The sequence below is a fragment of the Niabella sp. ZPM-14 genome (assembly GCF_055693045.2).
Map to the genome: position 1 here is coordinate 3,373,667 of NZ_CM181148.1, position 18,031 is coordinate 3,391,697.

An 18,031-nucleotide genomic window follows, 5' to 3' on the forward strand; every position below is an offset into this window, starting at 1 on the left:
TTATTCAAATCCTTTTTAATTATTTATCCTGTCTGAAAAACGGAGCCCGTTATCAATTTTCGATTATTATAAACGGAGATTCCGGGATATTATTGCGGCCTTTTTAAATTTTTTATTTTATATAGTTTAAAGCCCTGATTTTAAATTTTTTGCAATTATTTTCGGGGATTGGGCGTTCTATATCACGCGTCCCATGGCAGGGTCGGTTATGCTTTCTGCTCCGGTTTCTATATGACCCGCAAAACGTTGCTGCATAGCGTTGTATCCGGTAATAGCCACTGAAAAATCATACCACTGGTTCGACTTGCTCAGGTTCAATAACACAGGCTTTTGTTTTTGGCCTTTTTGAAGCGTGTGGCGTACAACAGGGTTGCCATATGAATGATCTGTAATCACAACTTCGATCGGTTTATCCTCATTATTGGACAAAAGCAACTCAATATGGCCATTTAGCTTACCTTTTCGTTGGTACCTGCATTCGATGACCACCTGGGGATCGTGATCATTTCCGTTAAATTCTCTGAAGAATCCATTCGGTCCGTACACCCGCAGGTGATACCCGGGTTGCTCGAAATCAGCCAATTGCCAGCTTTCTATCGTTTGGTAACCGGCCGCCAACGTGAGGTTCCAGGACCGGTTGATCTCAAAAGCTTTATGATCTTTCAATGAGCGATGTTTTCCCATCGCATACACCCTGAAAGGTGCACCAATCGCTTTGTCGCCAAACTGTTGTTTCGATGACTCAAAGTTTACTTCAAACGTTTTTGTACTGCGGTTGAAGCGCCCGTTTACATACAGTTCGTAGGGGATGGCGCATGCCGGACGTGTGCCCGGCTCCTGGCGGGGCAGCCAGGCTGCAAATCGGCCGTTTTCCAGATCGGTTTCATTGATCTTGCGGTAGCCGGTTGGTTCGGGAGCAAACCTGGCATTGTGGATCGCCTCAATAAACGGATCGCGTTTGACAAAGCCGATCGGCTCCTGTTGTTCCTTAAATGCGCTGAACGCGGCGGTCAGATCACCGCTGATCGCCCTGCGCCAGGGATTAATATTATTGAAGCGTATATTTTTTCGAAACTTCCGGCTGCAAAAGGTTTCCAGGAATTGGAGGGTAGAGGTGTGCTCGAAAAGCTGTGAACAGACTTTGCCGCCGCGGCTCCAGGGGGAGGCAATGATCATCGGTACGCGGAAACCCAGTCCCACAGCGCCCTCGCGCGCCTGGGCCGCAGGAATGCCTTGTTTCACCTCGTGCTCAAAACGGACATGCTCGATTTCAGTATCGATTTCCGGTACGCATTTGCCTGTGCCGGGCACCTTGTTATCGGAAATCGAGAAGGGCGGCACATGGTCAAAATAACCGTCGTTCTCGTCGTATGTGATAATGAAAATGGTTTTCTTCCACACTTCCGGATTTTTGGTAAGGATCTCCATGATTTCCGACAGGTACCAGGCGCCGTACCAGGGCGCGCTGGGGTGGTCGGAAAATTTCTGAGGTCCTGCCAGCCAGGACACGGTAGGCAGCTTTCCTTCGTCTACGTCCTTTCTGAATTGGTAAAAGATATCTCCGGCCGGCACCTGGACCTCCCGCTCCTGCCCGTTGTCAGTGTATTTAAGCTGCGCGAGGCTTCGGTAATCAGGATCTCCGGTATTGGTAACAAAGGCGCTTTGAAATAATTGTTTTTCTTTTTCAGGCAATTGTTCGTACTGCTCCTGGTTCCATCTGGCCAGTTCTGCACGCGCGGCATCCAGGGCTTTTTGTTTGTTACGGATTGCGGCCGCGTTCTTTTCCTCATCCATCTCACCCGGACTGGCTTGTTGCAACTGATCAATTTCGCCGGGAAGGGTGTCTGCCTGGTTTTGAAGGCTTTGAATATATTTCGGTGCGAACTTTACGTTGTAGGCGGCGAAGAATTCGAGGAGATTGCAGCCAAAGTTGGCCAGCCAGCTGCGCTCTTCTCCCTTGAATCCGCCACCGGTCGATAATTCATTCTGATAAAATTTCCAGCTGATATCATTTGCTGAAAGCAGCTCAGGGAAGGTATCCCATTGCATTTTGGCTGCGCCATAGTCTGTATTGCGGATATTGGCTTTGGGCAGCCCGTCTTCTTCACTCATGATATTGGCGGTCCAGAAAAAGGAGCGATTGGGTGTGGTGCTCGTCATAACAGAACAAAAGTTCTGATCGCAGATGGTAAACGCATCGGCCAGGGCGTAATAGAAAGGAAGGTCCTCGCGTGAGTAGTGACCGAGGGTCAGCGGCATCGTCGCGTATTTCTTGTTGCCGGATTTTTTAGCCAGCAGCCACTGATCATATTTTCCCATATTATAAGCGTCTACCTGGCTGGCACGGGAGTGAGGCAGGTCGCCCATCCAGGTAACTTTCGAGTTCCTGATATCCAGGCGGAATGGGGCGTAGGTGTCGCCGTTTTCGTCTGTCTGGAACCATACCGGGTTCTTGTTAGGGAGCGTAATCGCGCGGGGATCGTTAAAACCACGCACACCCTGCAAGGTGCCGTAGCTGTGGTCGAAAGACCGGTTTTCCTGCATGAGGATCACGACATGCTCCGCATCCAGGAAGGTACTTCCAGGCGTGGGGTCGATAGCCATGGCGGCTTTGATCGAGTCGGGTACAAAAGCGGAAACTCCGGCTGCGCCTGAAAGCAGCATCGCCTTTTTTAGAAAATCTCTCCTGTTATCCATTATTCAGCAAGGTTTAGAGGTTTTAGAGGTTTAGAGGTTTTATCCGGGCCGTAAATGTAACGTACTGCTGCCAGTGGCCGGGCAAACGGGTTTTAAATTATTGTGATGAATCTCACCTGATTACCAGTTCATTTTGCGACGGAAGCTGCGGCAGGGGCAATCCATCATACGGCCTTTCAACTATCGCATCGTTTATTCGTTAATCAAGTAAAGGTGTGGATAATTTTTTAAATTCCCCACCACAAAGGGTTTAACGTTAATCGGCTTGGACTGTGCATAAACAGATTGGTTTAAAAATGAATTTTATTGCACTTTGCAACCAGTTAAAAGAAAGTTACGGATGAAGTTTTCGCATTTACACGTTCACACACAATATTCACTTCTGGATGGAGCTGCGCCCATCGGAAACCTTTATAAAAAGGCGATCAAAGATGGCATGCCGGCCCTGGCCATCAGCGATCACGGCAATATGTTCGGCGTATTCCAGTTTGTGGCAGAAGCCTATAAAAACCTGGATGAAAACGGAAAGCCCAAGGTGAAACCGGTAGTGGGCTGTGAGTTCTATGTTGTAGACAACCGGCATGAGAAGACATTTACCAAAGAAAAAAAAGACAAACGTTATCACCAGATATTACTGGCCAAAAACGAGTTGGGATACCGAAACCTCAGTAAGCTGACTTCCCTGGGTTTCATCGAAGGGTTGTATGGTAAGTATCCCCGTATCGACAAAGAGCTGATCCTCCAATATCATGAAGGGTTGATCGCGACCACCTGTTGCCTGGGTGCTTCCGTGCCGCAGGCCATTCTAAGGAAGGGCGAAGCTGAGGCAGAACAGGAGTTCAAGTGGTGGCTCGATCTGTTTGGAGAAGATTTTTACGTCGAATTGCAACGCCACGATATTCCTGATCAGGATAAAGTCAATGAAGTATTGATTCGCTTTGCTGCAAAGTATAAAGTGCCGATCATTGCGAGCAACGATTCGCATTATGTGGAGCAGGATGATTTCAACGCGCATGATATCCTGCTTTGCATCAATACCGGCGAAAAGCAGTCTACGCCTGCGTTCAGAGGAGACTTTGCAGATGATGATGTGAATATGAAGAACATGCGTTTTGCATTTGCAAACGATCAGTTTTACTTTAAGACAACCGATGAAATGTCGAAGCTGTTCCATGATATCCCGGAAGCTATCGACAACACCAATGCGATCGTAGATAAAATAGAACTGCTCGATCTGAAGCGAAGTATCCTCCTGCCCAATTTCCCGATACCCGAAGAATATAAAAAACACACGGAAGACGAGAAGACTGATAAAGGCGTCGTTACAGCTGATTCGCTGAACCAGTGGGAATATCTACGACACCTGACCTACCAGGGTGCCCGCGAGCGCTACGCCGGCGGCTTTGAGGGAGAAGTGAAAGAGCGCATCGACTTTGAATTGTTTACGATCAAAACCATGGGTTTCGCCGGTTACTTTTTGATCGTGAGTGACTTTATTAAAGCCGGCCGGGATAGCGGCGTATTCATTGGCCCGGGCCGCGGATCTGCCGCTGGTTCCGTGGTTGCTTATTGCATCGGCATCACTAATATCGATCCGATCAAATATAATTTGCTGTTTGAGCGTTTTCTGAATCCCGATCGTAAATCGATGCCGGATATTGATACGGACTTTGACGATGAAGGACGGCAGAAAGTGATCGATTATGTGGTGCAGAAATACGGCAAAAGCCAGGTGGCGCAGATCATCACTTACGGTACCATGGCTGCTAAAATGAGTATTAAGGATGTGGCGCGCGTTATGGACCTGCCGCTGGCCGAGTCCAATGTGCTGGCCAAGCTGATACCGGAGAAGCCGGGCATATCGCTGAAGCGCGTCTTGCACGCGCCGCTGCAACCCAAAGAAGGGGAGAAGTCATTGATAGAAAAGGAAGGCCTCGTTTCTGAAGACCTGGAAAACGTGCGGAGGATCCGGGAAATATATAACGGACAAGACCTGCAGAGCAAGGTATTGCACGAGGCAGAGATATTGGAAGGTTCTGTGCGCAATACCGGTATCCATGCGGCTGGTATTATCATTGCGCCCAAGGATCTCACGGAGTTGTTGCCGGTAAGTACCGCCAAGGATTCGGATCTCTGGGTAACACAGATCGAAGGTAGCGTGATTGAAGAGGCGGGCGTTATTAAGATGGACTTCCTGGGGTTGAAGACCCTTACCATCATTAAGAATGCTCTGGCACTGATCAAACTGAACCACGGGGTGGATATTGATATAGACAACATACCGCTGGACGACGAGGACACTTACCGGCTTTACCAGAAAGGGGATACCAACGGAACATTCCAGTTTGAAAGTCCCGGTATGCAAAAGCACCTGCGCGATCTGAAGCCGGATAAATTCGCCGATCTGATCGCGATGAACGCCTTGTATCGACCGGGGCCGCTGCAATACATTCCGAACTTTATCAAAAGGAAACATGGCGAAGAGGAAATAAGCTATGACCTGCCGGAGATGGAAGAGTACCTGGCGGAATCCTATGGTATTACGGTCTACCAGGAGCAGGTGATGTTGTTGAGTCAGAAACTTGGTGGTTTCAGTAAGGGAGATGCCGACGTGTTGCGGAAGGCGATGGGTAAAAAGCAGAAAGCGGTTCTTGATAAAATGAAGAAACAGTTTATAGACGGCGCGGTGGCTAAAGGGCATCCGGCGGATAAACTGGAAAAGATCTGGACCGACTGGGAGGCTTTTGCGCAATACGCCTTTAATAAATCACACTCTACCTGTTATGCTTTCGTGGCTTACCAGACCGCTTACCTGAAAGCGCATTATCCAAGCGAATACATGGCTGCGGTACTGAACAACGCCGGTTCACTGGAAAAGATCACCTTCTTTATGGAAGAGTGTAAGCGCATGGGCCTGGAAGTGTTGGGTCCCGATATCAACGAGTCGTTGAAAGGTTTTGCGGTGAATAAAAAAGGTGAGATCCGTTTTGGTTTAGGCGGCTTGAAAGGTGTGGGTGAAGCGGCGGTAGAAAGTATCATTGAAGAAAGAAATAACGGTGCTTATACTTCCATTTTTGATCTCGTCAAACGTGTGAATCAACGCACGGTTAATAAGAAAACGATGGAAAGCCTGGCTTATGCCGGAGCCTTTGATTGTTTTACAGAGTTACATCGCGCACAATATTTTCACACGGCACCGAATGACAACATGAACGGCCTGGAAAAGATCATCAAGTATGGCCAGGTGTGTCAGAACCAGGCTCAAAACAGCACCAACACACTGTTTGGTGACCTGAGCGAGTCCATGGAAATACAGGTTCCCAAGATCCCCGATTGTCTGCCCTGGCCGTTGGTCGTGCAGCTCGACAACGAGAAAGAGGTGACGGGCATCTTCATCAGCGGGCATCCGCTGGATGATTACCGCTTTGAGATGGAAAATTACGGCATCTCCAAAATCGGCTATGTCAACGAGTTTAAAGAAGACAAGGAGAAAGTAAACTCCAGCGCTACCTTTAAGATCATGGGATTGGTGAGTGATGCGCAACACCGCATTGCTAAGAGCGGCAACAAGTTTGGTAGTTTCGTGATAGAAGACTACAGTGGAAAACTGGAACTGGTGCTGTTTTCAGAAGACTATCTGAAGCATGCGGCCATTCTTCAGCTGGGCGCCACGGTGTATATCACCGGCTTCTTCAAGCAACGGTTTAACGGCGATTATGATTTCAAAATATCGTCCATCTGCCTGGCGGAAAGTGTAAAAAAGAACTTCACTAAAAAGCTGAGCCTGCAATTGCCTGCTGCAGATGTGACGGAAGATATGATCGCTTTTGTACAGCAAAACCTTAAGAATAATAAGGGCCCCAGTTCGCTGAACTTTATGATCAGGGATGAGGAAGAAAACATTGAAGTGGAACTGCTCACCAATGGAAAAGGTTTTGAAATGAACAACGATCTGATCCAGTTCCTGGCGGATAAAGAGAACTGGCGGATCAAAGTGGAATGTAATTAAACTAAAACAAGATCTCATCTAAAGCACCTTGCCAGATCGTTTCGGTTTGGGCAGGGTGCTTCAACTTTTCGCTTCTTTGCTTGTTATCTGATACATGAAAACGATGACCTGGAACGAATATCTGAGCTATACGCAGGAATTGCTGTCTGCAGAGCCGCCTCAGCCTCCCTACGACAATCCTGATTATTTTCATTACACTAAGATGAATGAGACGCGGATGCGGCGTTGGATCAAGACCAACCCTATTACTGAGGCGACAGCCGCTGTCGTCAAAGGCATCGACAGGCCGCAACATTGGACCGTGATCACGGAACCCTGGTGTGGCGATGCGGCGCATATCGTGCCGGTATTGTACCTGATGAGCCAGTTGAATGACCGGATCACTTTCGATCTTCAGTTACGTGACAGTGGTTCAGAAATAGACCAGTACCTGACCAACGGTTCTAAATCCATACCTATCCTGATCGTGCGCGATGAACAAGGGAAGGATATCTTTCACTGGGGACCAAGACCAAAGGAAGCACAGGAAATGTACCTGGACCTCGCTGCACGGAAAGCGGAGTTTGAAGTGATTAAAAATGCGATCCAGACCTATTATAATGCTGACAAATCGTTGAGCACTCAAAACGAAGTCGTAGACCGACTGACTGCGGTTAATTAAACATGCAGCGTATTGATCGTTGGTTCCGGAATAGCTAAGCGGGCGACGGACCAGGGCGCTTGCCGCTACGTTTCCGGCGCGTACAGGCGCGTAACAGCCACAAGACGCGCAGGGATCAATCGTTTATGAGTGAATGGCTTTATACGGTATCTGCATTGAAACTGTACTAAAATCAAGCTGACCAACCAAAGGGTGCATAACATTTTTTTGTTTTTATGTGCTTTTTTACCACAGAGTGAGCAGAGCGGGAAGTTGTTTAATCTTTTGAATATTATTCAGCAGAACATTTCTAATAATATCCTCATTGAAAGCGAACGGAAGCGCCCGCCCGTGCCGGGACGGACGGGAAGAAATCCCACCTAACCCGGTCTGACGGTCTCCGCCTGACCGTTTCTGTACGCAAGCACCAAGCAAATCATCGGATCAGAAAGCGCTACCAGCGCCAGCAACGAGTGCGGGGCCGCTGAAGCCATAAAGACCGGCATGAAATATCGCTCTTATTGGCACACGTGATCCGGCTCCATCCCTTTCGCAGAATGAAAAAGTTGAAACAACGCCAGGATAAAAATGTTATGCACCCCTAACCAAAGGCATAACATATTTTATGTTTAGTTTTAGCAGATAATATCACTCATGAAAAGACTGCTCAAATTTTTTGGGAAAATGCTGCTTTATTTGCTTGCTTTCCTGGTGGTTTATGTGATCATAGCGTTGACTGTTCCGCTGTTCGCGGTGCATAAAAAAGCAGATAATCTATCACCGAAGGATCTTACTATTTTTATTAAAACCAATGGCGTTCATGTCGATATTGTGGTGCCGGTGCAGAGCGAATGGATGGACTGGACGCAATATGTCAGGTATCAGCATACGGATCTGAAAGACTCAACCTATCCTTACGTTGGTCTTGGATGGGGCGACAAAGGCTTCTATCTGCAAACACCTACCTGGGCCGATCTGAAGTTTTCCACAGCTTTCAAAGCCATGACCGGCTTAAGTAGTGCCGCCATCCATGCGACCTTCTACCCGGTTATATCCCCTGATAAGTCGACGATCGCGATTCCCATCAGTAAGGAAGATTACAAGCGCTTATCGGAATACATCATTGATAGTTTCGATAAGGATGGCCAGGGAAACTCAATACCTATTCCGAGTGTTGATGACGGATACGGAGACATGGATGCGTTCTATGAAGCAAAAGGGTCTTATAATTTATTCCGGACCTGTAATACCTGGGCAAACAATGCCTTGAAGGCGGCGAATCAGAAAGCAGCTTTATGGGCATGGCGGGATAAAGATATCTTCCGGCATTACCGCAAGTGATGAAGTTGCAGAAGCAACAGCATGCCTGGTGATGGGCATCATACGCTGGAAGGAGCTGTTAGGATCGAACACGCGAAACACCCGATCAGGCCGTCAATTCCAGCACACGGCTGGTGCGTTCTCTAACCGCGGCCAGCAATTCGGGGTTCTCTTCGAGCTTTTGGCCATAGGAAGGAATGATTTTCGTCAGCCGGTCCATATTCGCTGCTGCCCTGTCGGGGAAACACTGATAGAGCAGCTTGAGCATGATCGACACCGCCGTAGAAGCGCCGGGCGAAGCCCCGAGCAGGGCAGAAATAGTCCCGTCTGCCGAGGTGACGATCTCGGTACCAAACTGAAGGGTAGGCCCATTCACCGGATCATTGTGAATCACCTGAACACGCTGGCCAGCTTCCTGCAATTTCCAGTCGGCTTTTTTTGCTTCAGGGTAAAACTGTTTCAGCACATTCATCCGGTCTTCAAACGAAAGGCTTAGCTGTTTGATCAGGTATTTTTCGAGGTCGATATTTTTGATACCTACTTTGATCAGCGGGAAGATATTCCAGTATTTTACGGTTCCGAAGAGGTCCCAGTAAGAACCTTCTTTCAGGAACTTGGTGGAGAAAGTGGCGAATGGACCAAATAAGATGGCTTTGTCTCCGTCGATAATGCGCGCGTCCAGGTGCGGTACACTCATCGGTGGTGCGCCCACCTCTGCCTGACCATACACTTTTGCACTGTGTTGCGCGCTCACCTGGGGGTTTTTACATACCAGCCACTGACCGCCCACGGGGAAGCCGCCGTATTTTTTTCCTTCGGGAATATCAGATTTTTGCAATAGCTCCAGCGATCCTCCGCCCGCGCCAATGAAAACAAACTTAGCCAGCACGTCGTATTTTTTTCCGGTGCTGAGGTTTTTAACTTTTACGCGCCAGCGTTTATCGCTCTGCTGTTTTAATTTCCTAACCTCGTGGTGCAGGTGCAATTGCGCCCTTCCCGTGTTTTGTAAAGAAGTGATCAGTGCACCGGTGATCGCTCCGAAGTTCACGTCGGTTCCCAAAGGGGAGTAAGTCGCTGCTATTTTTTCGGACGGATCTCTGCCTTCTACAATGAGAGGCGCCCATTCTTTGATTACATCTTTGTCTTCAGAATAGTGCATTTCCTGGAAAAGGCTGCTCTGCTGCAACGCTGCAAATCGTTTGCTCAGGTAGGTTACATCCTTTTCTCCACGAACAAAGCTCATGTGAGGCGTAGAACGGATGAAGTCTTTGGGATTGGCCAATCGTTCCTGCTCAATCAGGTAGGCCCAGAATTGCTTGGAGACCTCAAATTGCTCCATGATCGAGCGTGCTTTATCGGTATGCACCACCCCGGATGCGTCTTCGGGTGTATAGTTCAGTTCGCACAAAGCCGCATGCCCGGTGCCGGCATTGTTCCAGGCATCCGACGCCTCTTCGGCTACATCTTCCAGTCTTTCGAATATGTGAATCGATTTATCAGGTGCCAGTTGGTTGATCAGCATGCCTAAAGTTGCGCTCATAATGCCACCACCTATGAGGACTACGTCTGTCTCTATCGTCTCTTTCATGCCTATTCTGTTTAAGTTCAAAAATGCGGCGCGAAAATACTACGATTCGGCTATTTTACCTAAATGCCGGACTCGGTAATTTATATCAGACAGATTTTTTGACGGGAAGTTGACAAATTTTTACGAAAATCAGGGGATATTGATTGTATTATAATAAATTAAAAAGTGTTTGTTCAGGGTCATAAAATTCCAAAGAGGTCATTTTGCGTCCCATACGAAAAATTATCGCCCTAAGCGAATCGTTCATCTATTCAGATATATGGTGCTTTAATTTCCGATCAGCTCGCTTAGCTCCAGCCAGCGCATTTCCTTTTCATCTAAAAGGTTGGTCACCTCTCCGATGCGGTGAGAGCATTTCTGAAGCTCTTCGAAGGAAAGCGTCGTGTCGCTCAGCTGGTTGGTGATGGCCTCTTTCTCTTTGGTGAGGTCTTCAATTTCTTTTTGGAGCAGCTCAAACTCTCTTTTCTCCTTAAAGGAAACTTTTTTCTTTTCGGGCGCTGGTCCGCTTTTTACCGTCTCTGTTTTTGCGGTCGCCCCGGAAGGGTCAACCCCGCCCGTACCGATCGGGGACGTTCGGGCGGATGTCATCTTCTTTTTCTCCTCCTGCAATCTGTACTGCGTGTAATTGCCCGGAAAATCTTTAATCACGGCCTCGCCCTCAAACACTAGCAGGTGATCCACCAGGCGATCCATAAAATAACGGTCGTGGCTTACAATCAGCAAGCATCCCGGAAATTCCATCAGGAAGTTTTCCAGGACACCCAATGTCGGAAGGTCAAGGTCGTTCGTCGGCTCATCCAGGATCAGGAAATTGGGATTCCGGAATAAAATGGAAAGCAGGTGCAGCCGGCGTTTTTCACCCCCGCTCAGCTTGCTGATATAAGTATATTGTTTGTCGGCGTTGAATAAAAACAGCTCCAGGAATTGGGCGGCGCTGAGAGTTCCGCCTTTTGCCAACGGGAAATGCTCTGCAATATCTTTCACATATTCAATCACCCGCATATCCGTTTTTACATCCAGTCCCTGCTGCGAATAGTTTCCAAAAATAACCGTGTCACCGATGTTGATCTTTCCGCTATCAGGTGGCTGCAGGCCTTGAAGAATATTGATAAAAGTGGATTTACCGGCTCCGTTCTTTCCGATTATACCGACGCGTTCGCCTTTATTGAACGTGTAATCAAAACCTTCCAGTATTTTTTTATCACCGAAGGCTTTGTACACTTTTTTCATTTCAACCACTTTGCCACCCAGCCGGTTCATCTTCATTTGTAGCTGCACCTGGTCATTGGTCACCTGCTGCTTGGCTTTTTTTTCAATGTCGTAAAAATTATCTTCCCGGCTTTTTGATTTGGTGGTTCTGGCCTTTGGCTGCTTGCGCATCCATTCCAGTTCCCGCCGGTACAGGTTTTTAGCTTTATCAATACTCGCCAGCTCGTTTTCAATGCGCTGCGCTTTCTTCTCCAGGTAGTTTTCGTAATCTCCTTTATGAACGTATAGGTTGCTTCCTTCCATTTCCCAGATCTCATTACAGGCTGCATCCAGGAAATAGCGGTCGTGCGTCACCAGCAATAAAGTGACGTTTTCTTTGTTCAGGAAATGTTCCAGCCATTCCACCATCTCCACGTCCAGATGGTTGGTGGGCTCATCCATGATCAGTAACACATGCTTGTGCTCAAATCCAATATCGATCAGGGTTTTAGCGAGTGCCACCCTTTTCTTTTGCCCGCCGCTCAGGCTTTTGACCTGTGCATCCAGGTGGTGGATCTTTAGCTTGCCGAAGATCTGTTTCACTTTCGAATCAAAGTCCCAGGCATTCAATTCATCCATCTGTGCCAACGCCTCGGTGATTTTATCCGCATCTTCACTTTCGCTTGCCGACTCATAGCTTTTGATGGCTGCGATTACCGGGTTCTTATGGAAGAAGACATTATCCGCAATGGTTTTTTCGTCGTCGAGATCCGGTTCCTGTTCAAAAAGCACCACGTCTACGTCCTTGTTGATCCAGAGTTTTCCCTGGTCGGGTGTTTCTTTGCCCGCGAGGATCTTTAACAGGGTCGACTTGCCGGTACCATTTCGGGCTACCAGCGCAATCTTATCTCCCTCTTCAATGTGAAATGAAATGTCGGAAAACAAAGGCTGTATGCCATAACTTTTTTCTAATCCTTCTGCTGAAACGTAGTGCATTATAATATTCCTGATAATAATTTGCTGATGAATCGGCAAAGGTAGGCAATACCGGTCAGCTAATGCCAAAGCAGCGGCAAGCGCGCGATAGTTGAGGTGTTGTACGCAATTAGAACTTTTAAAAGCCGCCTTATGAAGAAGTAATTTGCAAGTTTTGTATATGAGGATAATTACCTAAAAACTTCTGTCAACCTTCTACAAACTACAAGAAAAGGGCTTTGCCAAATAAGAGGTTTTTTACTCCGATAATTTCATCTATCTCATCCCAAAAAACATGTAATCCGGCATTTTTAAAATTCTGCCTTTGCTTTAAAGTAGCCTTTTGCAGTTTCTTGCTCCAGGAAAGAGGAATATATACAACACGACCATCGTTCAGAACAAACGCAATTTCATCTTTTATGAAAGCTACGGATTCAATCTTGGGCAAACTGGAAAGTTTGATGTCGGAGACCGATCCTTGCTGAGCGTCCTTACGGCTTATATTTTTTGCAATACTCATAAAAAGATTTTTCAATTAGTAAGTAATTCTCTTCTATGATTTTCACGACCTTTTGAAGTTCGCCTTTTTAAATCAGGCATTGTCAGCTAAGATAGCCTCTCCTTGTTTGAGCCAGAATTTACACACTTTATTTGAATCATTGCCTCATGAACGTGAAGCGGTTCCCGGCAATCATAGCTTAGGAAGTAGAACCTGAGTCCTAATTTAAAGAACAATGTAGGCATGGTGATTAAAGGCTACAGTTAAGATATTCTATATCGATTTCAATAACCCGCCGTCCACCGGGATACTGGTGCCTGTTACATAACCCGCCTGTTCCGATGCAAGGAACGTCACGACATTGGCCAATTCCTCAGGCAAGCCCAATCTTTGCAGGGGAATATCTGCTTTCGATTTTTCAGTGATCGCTTCAATGGTTGTACCCTGCGATTGTGCTTGTGCTTCAAATAACTCGGTCAGCCGTTCCGTGTCAAAATTCCCGGTCAGGATATTATTCACCGTGATGTTGTATTTTCCTATATCGCGTGACAAGGTTTTGCCCCAGGCAACTACTGCAGCGCGGATCGTGTTCGATAACGCCAGGTTGTCCACCGGTTCTTTGATGGTCCGGGAGGTCAGGTTGATAATACGGCCAAACTTTTTTTCCTTCATTCCTTTCACCGCTGCCGCAGTGGTGTATTGAACGGTTTGGAACAATAAATTAAAAGCAGCCAGGTAATCCGCCGCTGTTTTTTCCAGCACTGTTCCCGCTTTGGGTCCATTGGTGTTATTGACAAGAATGTCTACTTGCTGCGTCTCGAAATATTTATCGATGATCGCTTTGTAGCCTTCAAGATCTGAAAAGTCCACCACCAGGTAGCGGTGGTGCTGTTCCGCCGTTGCAGGAAGCTCCTCCACGATCTTTTTGAGCTTTTCTTCATTACGTGCCATCAATGTTACGGACGCGCCGCTGTGTGCCAGCTGATGGGCTACCGCAAAACCAAGGCCCTGGCTGGCGCCGCCGACCAGGGCCTTTTTGTTAGAAAGAGATATATGCATGTTGACTGTTAATTAAGAATCATCTTTCTGTATCTTCCTTTCAGAAAAAGCCGGTTGTTTAAAGACTTCCCGGTTTTTTCAGTTTGTCAAAAGCCGCATCCAGATTGGCTCCCAGCGACTTTTCGAAAGCTGCTTTCAAGTCTTCCGGTTGTGGATGTTTATTGCTCCATTCTCTGAAATAGGCTTTGAACGCAGCATCAATTTTTTCCTGGCCGAACTGCTGTTCCAGCTCATACACCCAGATCGCCGTCTTGAGGTACGAAATAAGTCCATACTCTTGCGACGTTTTAAAATCGGCGGCCGGCTGATCAATCACGGCTTCCATCGGGATCTGACGCATCGCATTGTAGAGCGTAGCCTGGAATTGTGCTAACGGCAGATTTTTCAGTTCAGCGGGCACCTGGTCCCTAAAAATCGAATTATAACGGGATTTGTCGGCTTCATAGCGAAACTGGAAATAGGTATTCAATCCTTCATCCTGCCAGGTATGCTCCCGCTCGTTGCTGCCAAGCATGCTCATGAACCAGTTGTGGCCGATCTCGTGAGCTATCACGCCATCCAGGTATTCTTTGCTCGCATCCGGAACTGTGATCAACGTGATCATCGGATATTCCATACCTCCGCTTGAATTGTTTTTCGGTCCTTCAAACACCTGAACCGTTGGATATTGATAGTTGCCGATCCAGCGGCTGTAAGCCCTGGTAGCGTCTTTAGCGTAATCGATGCTGTTATTCCAGATGGTTTCCGGTTTGTTTTTATAATAGGTAAACGCGTCCACCACGGTATCTGCCCCCAGATGTAAGGTGTCGTATTGGATCACAACATTCTGCTCTGCAAAAAATGCAAAGTCCGGAACGTTTTTCGCGAGGTATGACAATGTCTTGTTACCCGGCTTTCCCTTGTACAGCTCAGGAGTTCCCGTGCGGTTCGTAGCATTCTTTTTACCAATCGATTTATACTGTTCCAGTTCCTCTTTATTCTGCAGCACACCGGTTGCGCCCACTACGTAGTTGCCGGGCAAAGTGATGCTCACCTTGTAATCGCCATACTCGCTATAATATTCACCCATACTCAGGTAGGGAAACTCGTGCCACCCGCTTTTATCAAATACAGCGGGCTTGGGATACCACTGCGTTGCCATGAACTGTCCATCAGCAAATCCGGATCTGGAAAAATAGGAAGGCAGCTTCACATGGAAATCAGTCGAGATCTTGGTGGAAGCGCCTGGTTTCAGGCCCTTAGGAAGAAGCACCTTGATAATGTCGATATAATTAGGATTGCTATGCGGTTCTGTCTTAGCGACTTTTCCATCCACTTTAAAGTTCAATCCATCGATATAGCCGCGTGTCACTTTGGTGAGATCTTCTTCTGATGTAGAATCATTCATCAGTTGCTGAAACAAAGCGGTGCTGTCATTTTTGTAGGCATTAGGCCAGATATGAAACCAGATATAGTCCAGTGTTTCAGGCGAATTGTTCGTGTACACTACTTCTTCTTTTCCCGAAAGCGCGTTGGCTTTGTCATCCAGCTTAACATCAATGGTGTAAGAAACATGTTGCTGCCAGTATTTGTCCTGGGCAATAGCAGATGTGGTTAACACTAATAAAAGGCCCAGATAGATCGATCTTAGCATATAAGTTTTTTTTGAAATGGAGCATGAGGATCACCGGTGATTACAACATAGCCGATCTTGCTCTCATGCTGATCCGGTCAGGGCCGGATCATCTCACTTTAGGTAATAAATTAACAGCCGAAAGATAAGCCAATTTTTATTCGCTTGTGCCGCGTTTTTATAAAAGGTAAGGTGCAACATCATAGCGGCGTTAAGAGTTTATTAAGGCTAAGCCAAAACCGTCCTAAAAACGTAACGGCCGGATATTCTTTTCGCCAAACGTAGGGGTTAGTGCTCATTGAGTGGTATTATTCATGTCAACACCCATTGTTTAAGGCAGGCAAGGATGTTATCCATGCCCCATTTAAAAATAAAAGACATGAAACAAATCATCACCACCGCATTCTGGCTCACCGCTTTTCTCCTGCTCCAGACGATCAGCCGGGCCGGCGATTTCGAATTAGTTAAGAAGGAGAAAAGCATTTCGGTTTATGAGCGGTGGATCCAACACAACGGGAATACGGTTCGTGAGCTTAAGGCCGCGTTCACCGTGCGGGCGGCTGCCGCAGAAAATGTGGTGGCGCTTTTGAAAAATCCGTCGCTGGGTAAAAAGTGGAATACAAACACCAAAAGTTTCAGGATTGTTCCCACGCAAAATGAAGCAGTGTGGCTGACCTATTTGTGCTATGATATTCCCTGGCCTATGAGCGATCAGGATTGCGCTCTTAAATATTATTTCAGCAAAACCGACCTTAATAAACCGCTGTGCAGCATCTATTTCGAAAGCGTGAATACCGCTGTATTCCCGCCACAGAAAGGGATCACCCGGATCAGTGGCACCAAGGGCAAATGGATGTTGCAGCAGTTGCCGGGCAACGAGCTGAAGATCACCTATCAGGTAGTGACCGACAAAAGTGCCAGTGTACCGCGATGGATTTCAGATCCGATCATCCACGATAATGTGATCACCACTATGTCTATATTTAAGAAATTGCTGGAGCAAAAAGCATAATTTATCGCCGGCTATACCGCGGGCGCTGTAACCGCCGATCGATAAAGAAAGAAACCAATATCAATCCGGCAGCAAATCCGCCCACGTGGGCTGCATAAGCAATGCCGCTGTCTTCACGACCCATGGCGCCCCAACCTTCTATTACCTGCAATGCGATCCACAATCCCAAAGCGATGAAAGCGTTAACGCGAATGATAAACGGTATCAGGAAGACGCGGATCTTATTGCGGGGAAACAACAGGATATAGCCGCCCAATACACCGGCTATGGCTCCCGAAGCGCCCAGGCTCGGCGTATACATCCCGGTGTGCGTGTAAGATGACATAAAGACGTGAGCCAGTGTGGCGAGGATGCCACACAACAGGTAAAACGCCAGGTACCGCCCATGGCCCATTACGTTCTCCAGGTTATCGCCAAAGATCAACAGGTACATCATGTTGCCGATAATATGCGCAAAGCCGCCATGCATGAACATTGCGGTGATGATGGTGCCGTAGACGGGAATAGGCGTTTCGCCCAGCCCGCCGCCTTTGATATCTGTATTACTCAAGATCTCTTCCGGTACGGTCGCGAAGCTCATGGTAAATGCTTCATTGGTTCCCAGGCCTTGTGCGAAGACAAATACCAGTATATTAACGATTATAAGAAGGTAATTGATGTAGGGTGTCAACGTGCGCCCCGTATTGTCATCGCCGATCGGTATCATATGATTTGGATTGTAAACGGAAGATAAACTATAAACAATAACGGACGAAGTGTTTGCCTAATATTTTAGAGAAGTTCCCCAGATTAAGATACATAACAAAATCACCAGCAGGATAATGAATGCTGGTCGCCAGGTTTCCCAAAACACCTGGCCCGCCAACGCTTCTTCCTTTTGCTGAAGTGCTTCCTTATGACTGCTGTTGAGCCGCTGCAATGTGGCAAAAAACTGGCCTTGTTCCGTGGCCGGCAACATGTTAGCCAGCTGCGAGATCTCGCGAACGATGGCATCATTTACACTGATCTCATTAAAATCGTTCAACAGCCCGATATGCGTTTCGTTCAGCAGCAACAGCAGGTTATCTTTGATCCCCTCTTTGTTCATTCTGTATACATCCATCTGGGCTATTTTGCCGCTGGCGGCCAATACCTGCCTCAATACATCCCCTGGTGTGCGTACCGGCAATTCAAAAGGCCGAGCGGAAGCCTTGTGCAGCCATCGCTCCTGGAGATACTGGTCTTTCTTTCCGGGGTCGGACAAGGTTTCGTATGCCTCCTTGATCAATGCGAAATAAGCAGCGGAGGATTGATTATCAGGATTTTTATCGGGATGATACAGCAGCGCCAGCTTCCGGTAAGCCGCTTTCACTTCGGAAAGGTCTGCCGAAGGAGAAATTTGCAATATTTGATAATAATCGATTGCCATTTGGGACAGCAAATATGTTAATTA

At 47.3% G+C, this 18,031-nt stretch carries 12 protein-coding genes; 4 read left to right on the top strand and 8 right to left on the bottom strand.

Annotation, left to right across the window (positions count from 1 at the left end; genetic code table 11):
* Window positions 1-177: 177 nt before the first annotated feature.
* Entirely contained in the window at window positions 178-2,697 is a 2,520-nt protein-coding gene (locus ACU37H_RS14360; protein WP_472703416.1) for a phosphocholine-specific phospholipase C, read from the bottom strand.
* 340 nt (window positions 2,698-3,037) lie between these two features.
* On the opposite strand from ACU37H_RS14360, the gene dnaE reads away from it, so the two are divergent.
* The 3 genes from dnaE (at window position 3,038) to ACU37H_RS14375 (ending at window position 8,687) form a co-directional block, all read left to right on the top strand.
* On the top strand, window positions 3,038-6,706 hold the full coding sequence (gene dnaE, locus ACU37H_RS14365) for a DNA polymerase III subunit alpha (protein ID WP_472703415.1): 3,669 nt from the start codon (window positions 3,038-3,040) through the stop codon (window positions 6,704-6,706).
* Between the two features lie 103 nt (window positions 6,707-6,809).
* Window positions 6,810-7,367: a thioredoxin family protein gene (locus ACU37H_RS14370; protein WP_472703414.1), complete on the top strand. Its 558-nt coding sequence runs from the start codon at window positions 6,810-6,812 to the stop codon at window positions 7,365-7,367.
* A gap of 633 nt (window positions 7,368-8,000) precedes the next feature.
* Window positions 8,001-8,687 carry a TIGR02117 family protein gene (locus tag ACU37H_RS14375; RefSeq protein ID WP_472703413.1) on the top strand — a complete coding sequence of 229 codons (687 nt, stop codon included), beginning with the start codon at window positions 8,001-8,003 and terminating at the stop codon, window positions 8,685-8,687.
* An 85-nt stretch (window positions 8,688-8,772) separates the two neighbouring features.
* Here ACU37H_RS14375 and mqo read toward each other — a convergent pair whose 3' ends face one another.
* From mqo to ACU37H_RS14400, 5 genes are all read right to left on the bottom strand, one after another.
* Window positions 8,773-10,254, bottom strand: coding sequence for a malate dehydrogenase (quinone) (gene mqo / locus ACU37H_RS14380; protein ID WP_472703412.1), 1,482 nt, complete (start codon window positions 10,252-10,254; stop codon window positions 8,773-8,775).
* A 267-nt stretch (window positions 10,255-10,521) separates the two neighbouring features.
* Window positions 10,522-12,438 (bottom strand): ABC-F family ATP-binding cassette domain-containing protein, encoded by a 1,917-nt coding sequence (locus ACU37H_RS14385; protein ID WP_472703411.1) that lies wholly within the window; start codon window positions 12,436-12,438, stop codon window positions 10,522-10,524.
* Window positions 12,439-12,640: 202 nt separating this feature from the next.
* Window positions 12,641-12,937 (bottom strand): DUF2442 domain-containing protein, encoded by a 297-nt coding sequence (locus ACU37H_RS14390; protein WP_472703410.1) that lies wholly within the window; start codon window positions 12,935-12,937, stop codon window positions 12,641-12,643.
* A 252-nt stretch (window positions 12,938-13,189) separates the two neighbouring features.
* A complete protein-coding gene (locus tag ACU37H_RS14395; protein ID WP_472703409.1) occupies window positions 13,190-13,975 on the bottom strand; it encodes an SDR family oxidoreductase in 786 nt (261 codons plus the stop codon).
* A 58-nt stretch (window positions 13,976-14,033) separates the two neighbouring features.
* Window positions 14,034-15,608 carry a M1 family metallopeptidase gene (locus tag ACU37H_RS14400; RefSeq protein ID WP_472703408.1) on the bottom strand — a complete coding sequence of 525 codons (1,575 nt, stop codon included), beginning with the start codon at window positions 15,606-15,608 and terminating at the stop codon, window positions 14,034-14,036.
* Between the two features lie 358 nt (window positions 15,609-15,966).
* On the opposite strand from ACU37H_RS14400, the gene ACU37H_RS14405 reads away from it, so the two are divergent.
* On the top strand, window positions 15,967-16,599 hold the full coding sequence (locus tag ACU37H_RS14405; RefSeq protein ID WP_472703407.1) for an START domain-containing protein: 633 nt from the start codon (window positions 15,967-15,969) through the stop codon (window positions 16,597-16,599).
* Window position 16,600: 1 nt separating this feature from the next.
* On the opposite strand, the gene ACU37H_RS14410 is transcribed toward ACU37H_RS14405, so the two are convergent.
* A complete protein-coding gene (locus ACU37H_RS14410) occupies window positions 16,601-17,305 on the bottom strand; it encodes a rhomboid family intramembrane serine protease (RefSeq protein WP_472703406.1) in 705 nt (234 codons plus the stop codon).
* Window positions 17,306-17,362: 57 nt separating this feature from the next.
* The gene (locus ACU37H_RS14415; protein ID WP_472703405.1) at window positions 17,363-18,007 is read right to left on the bottom strand and encodes a J domain-containing protein; all 645 of its coding nucleotides are present in this window, start codon (window positions 18,005-18,007) and stop codon (window positions 17,363-17,365) included.
* Window positions 18,008-18,031 lie beyond the last annotated feature (24 nt).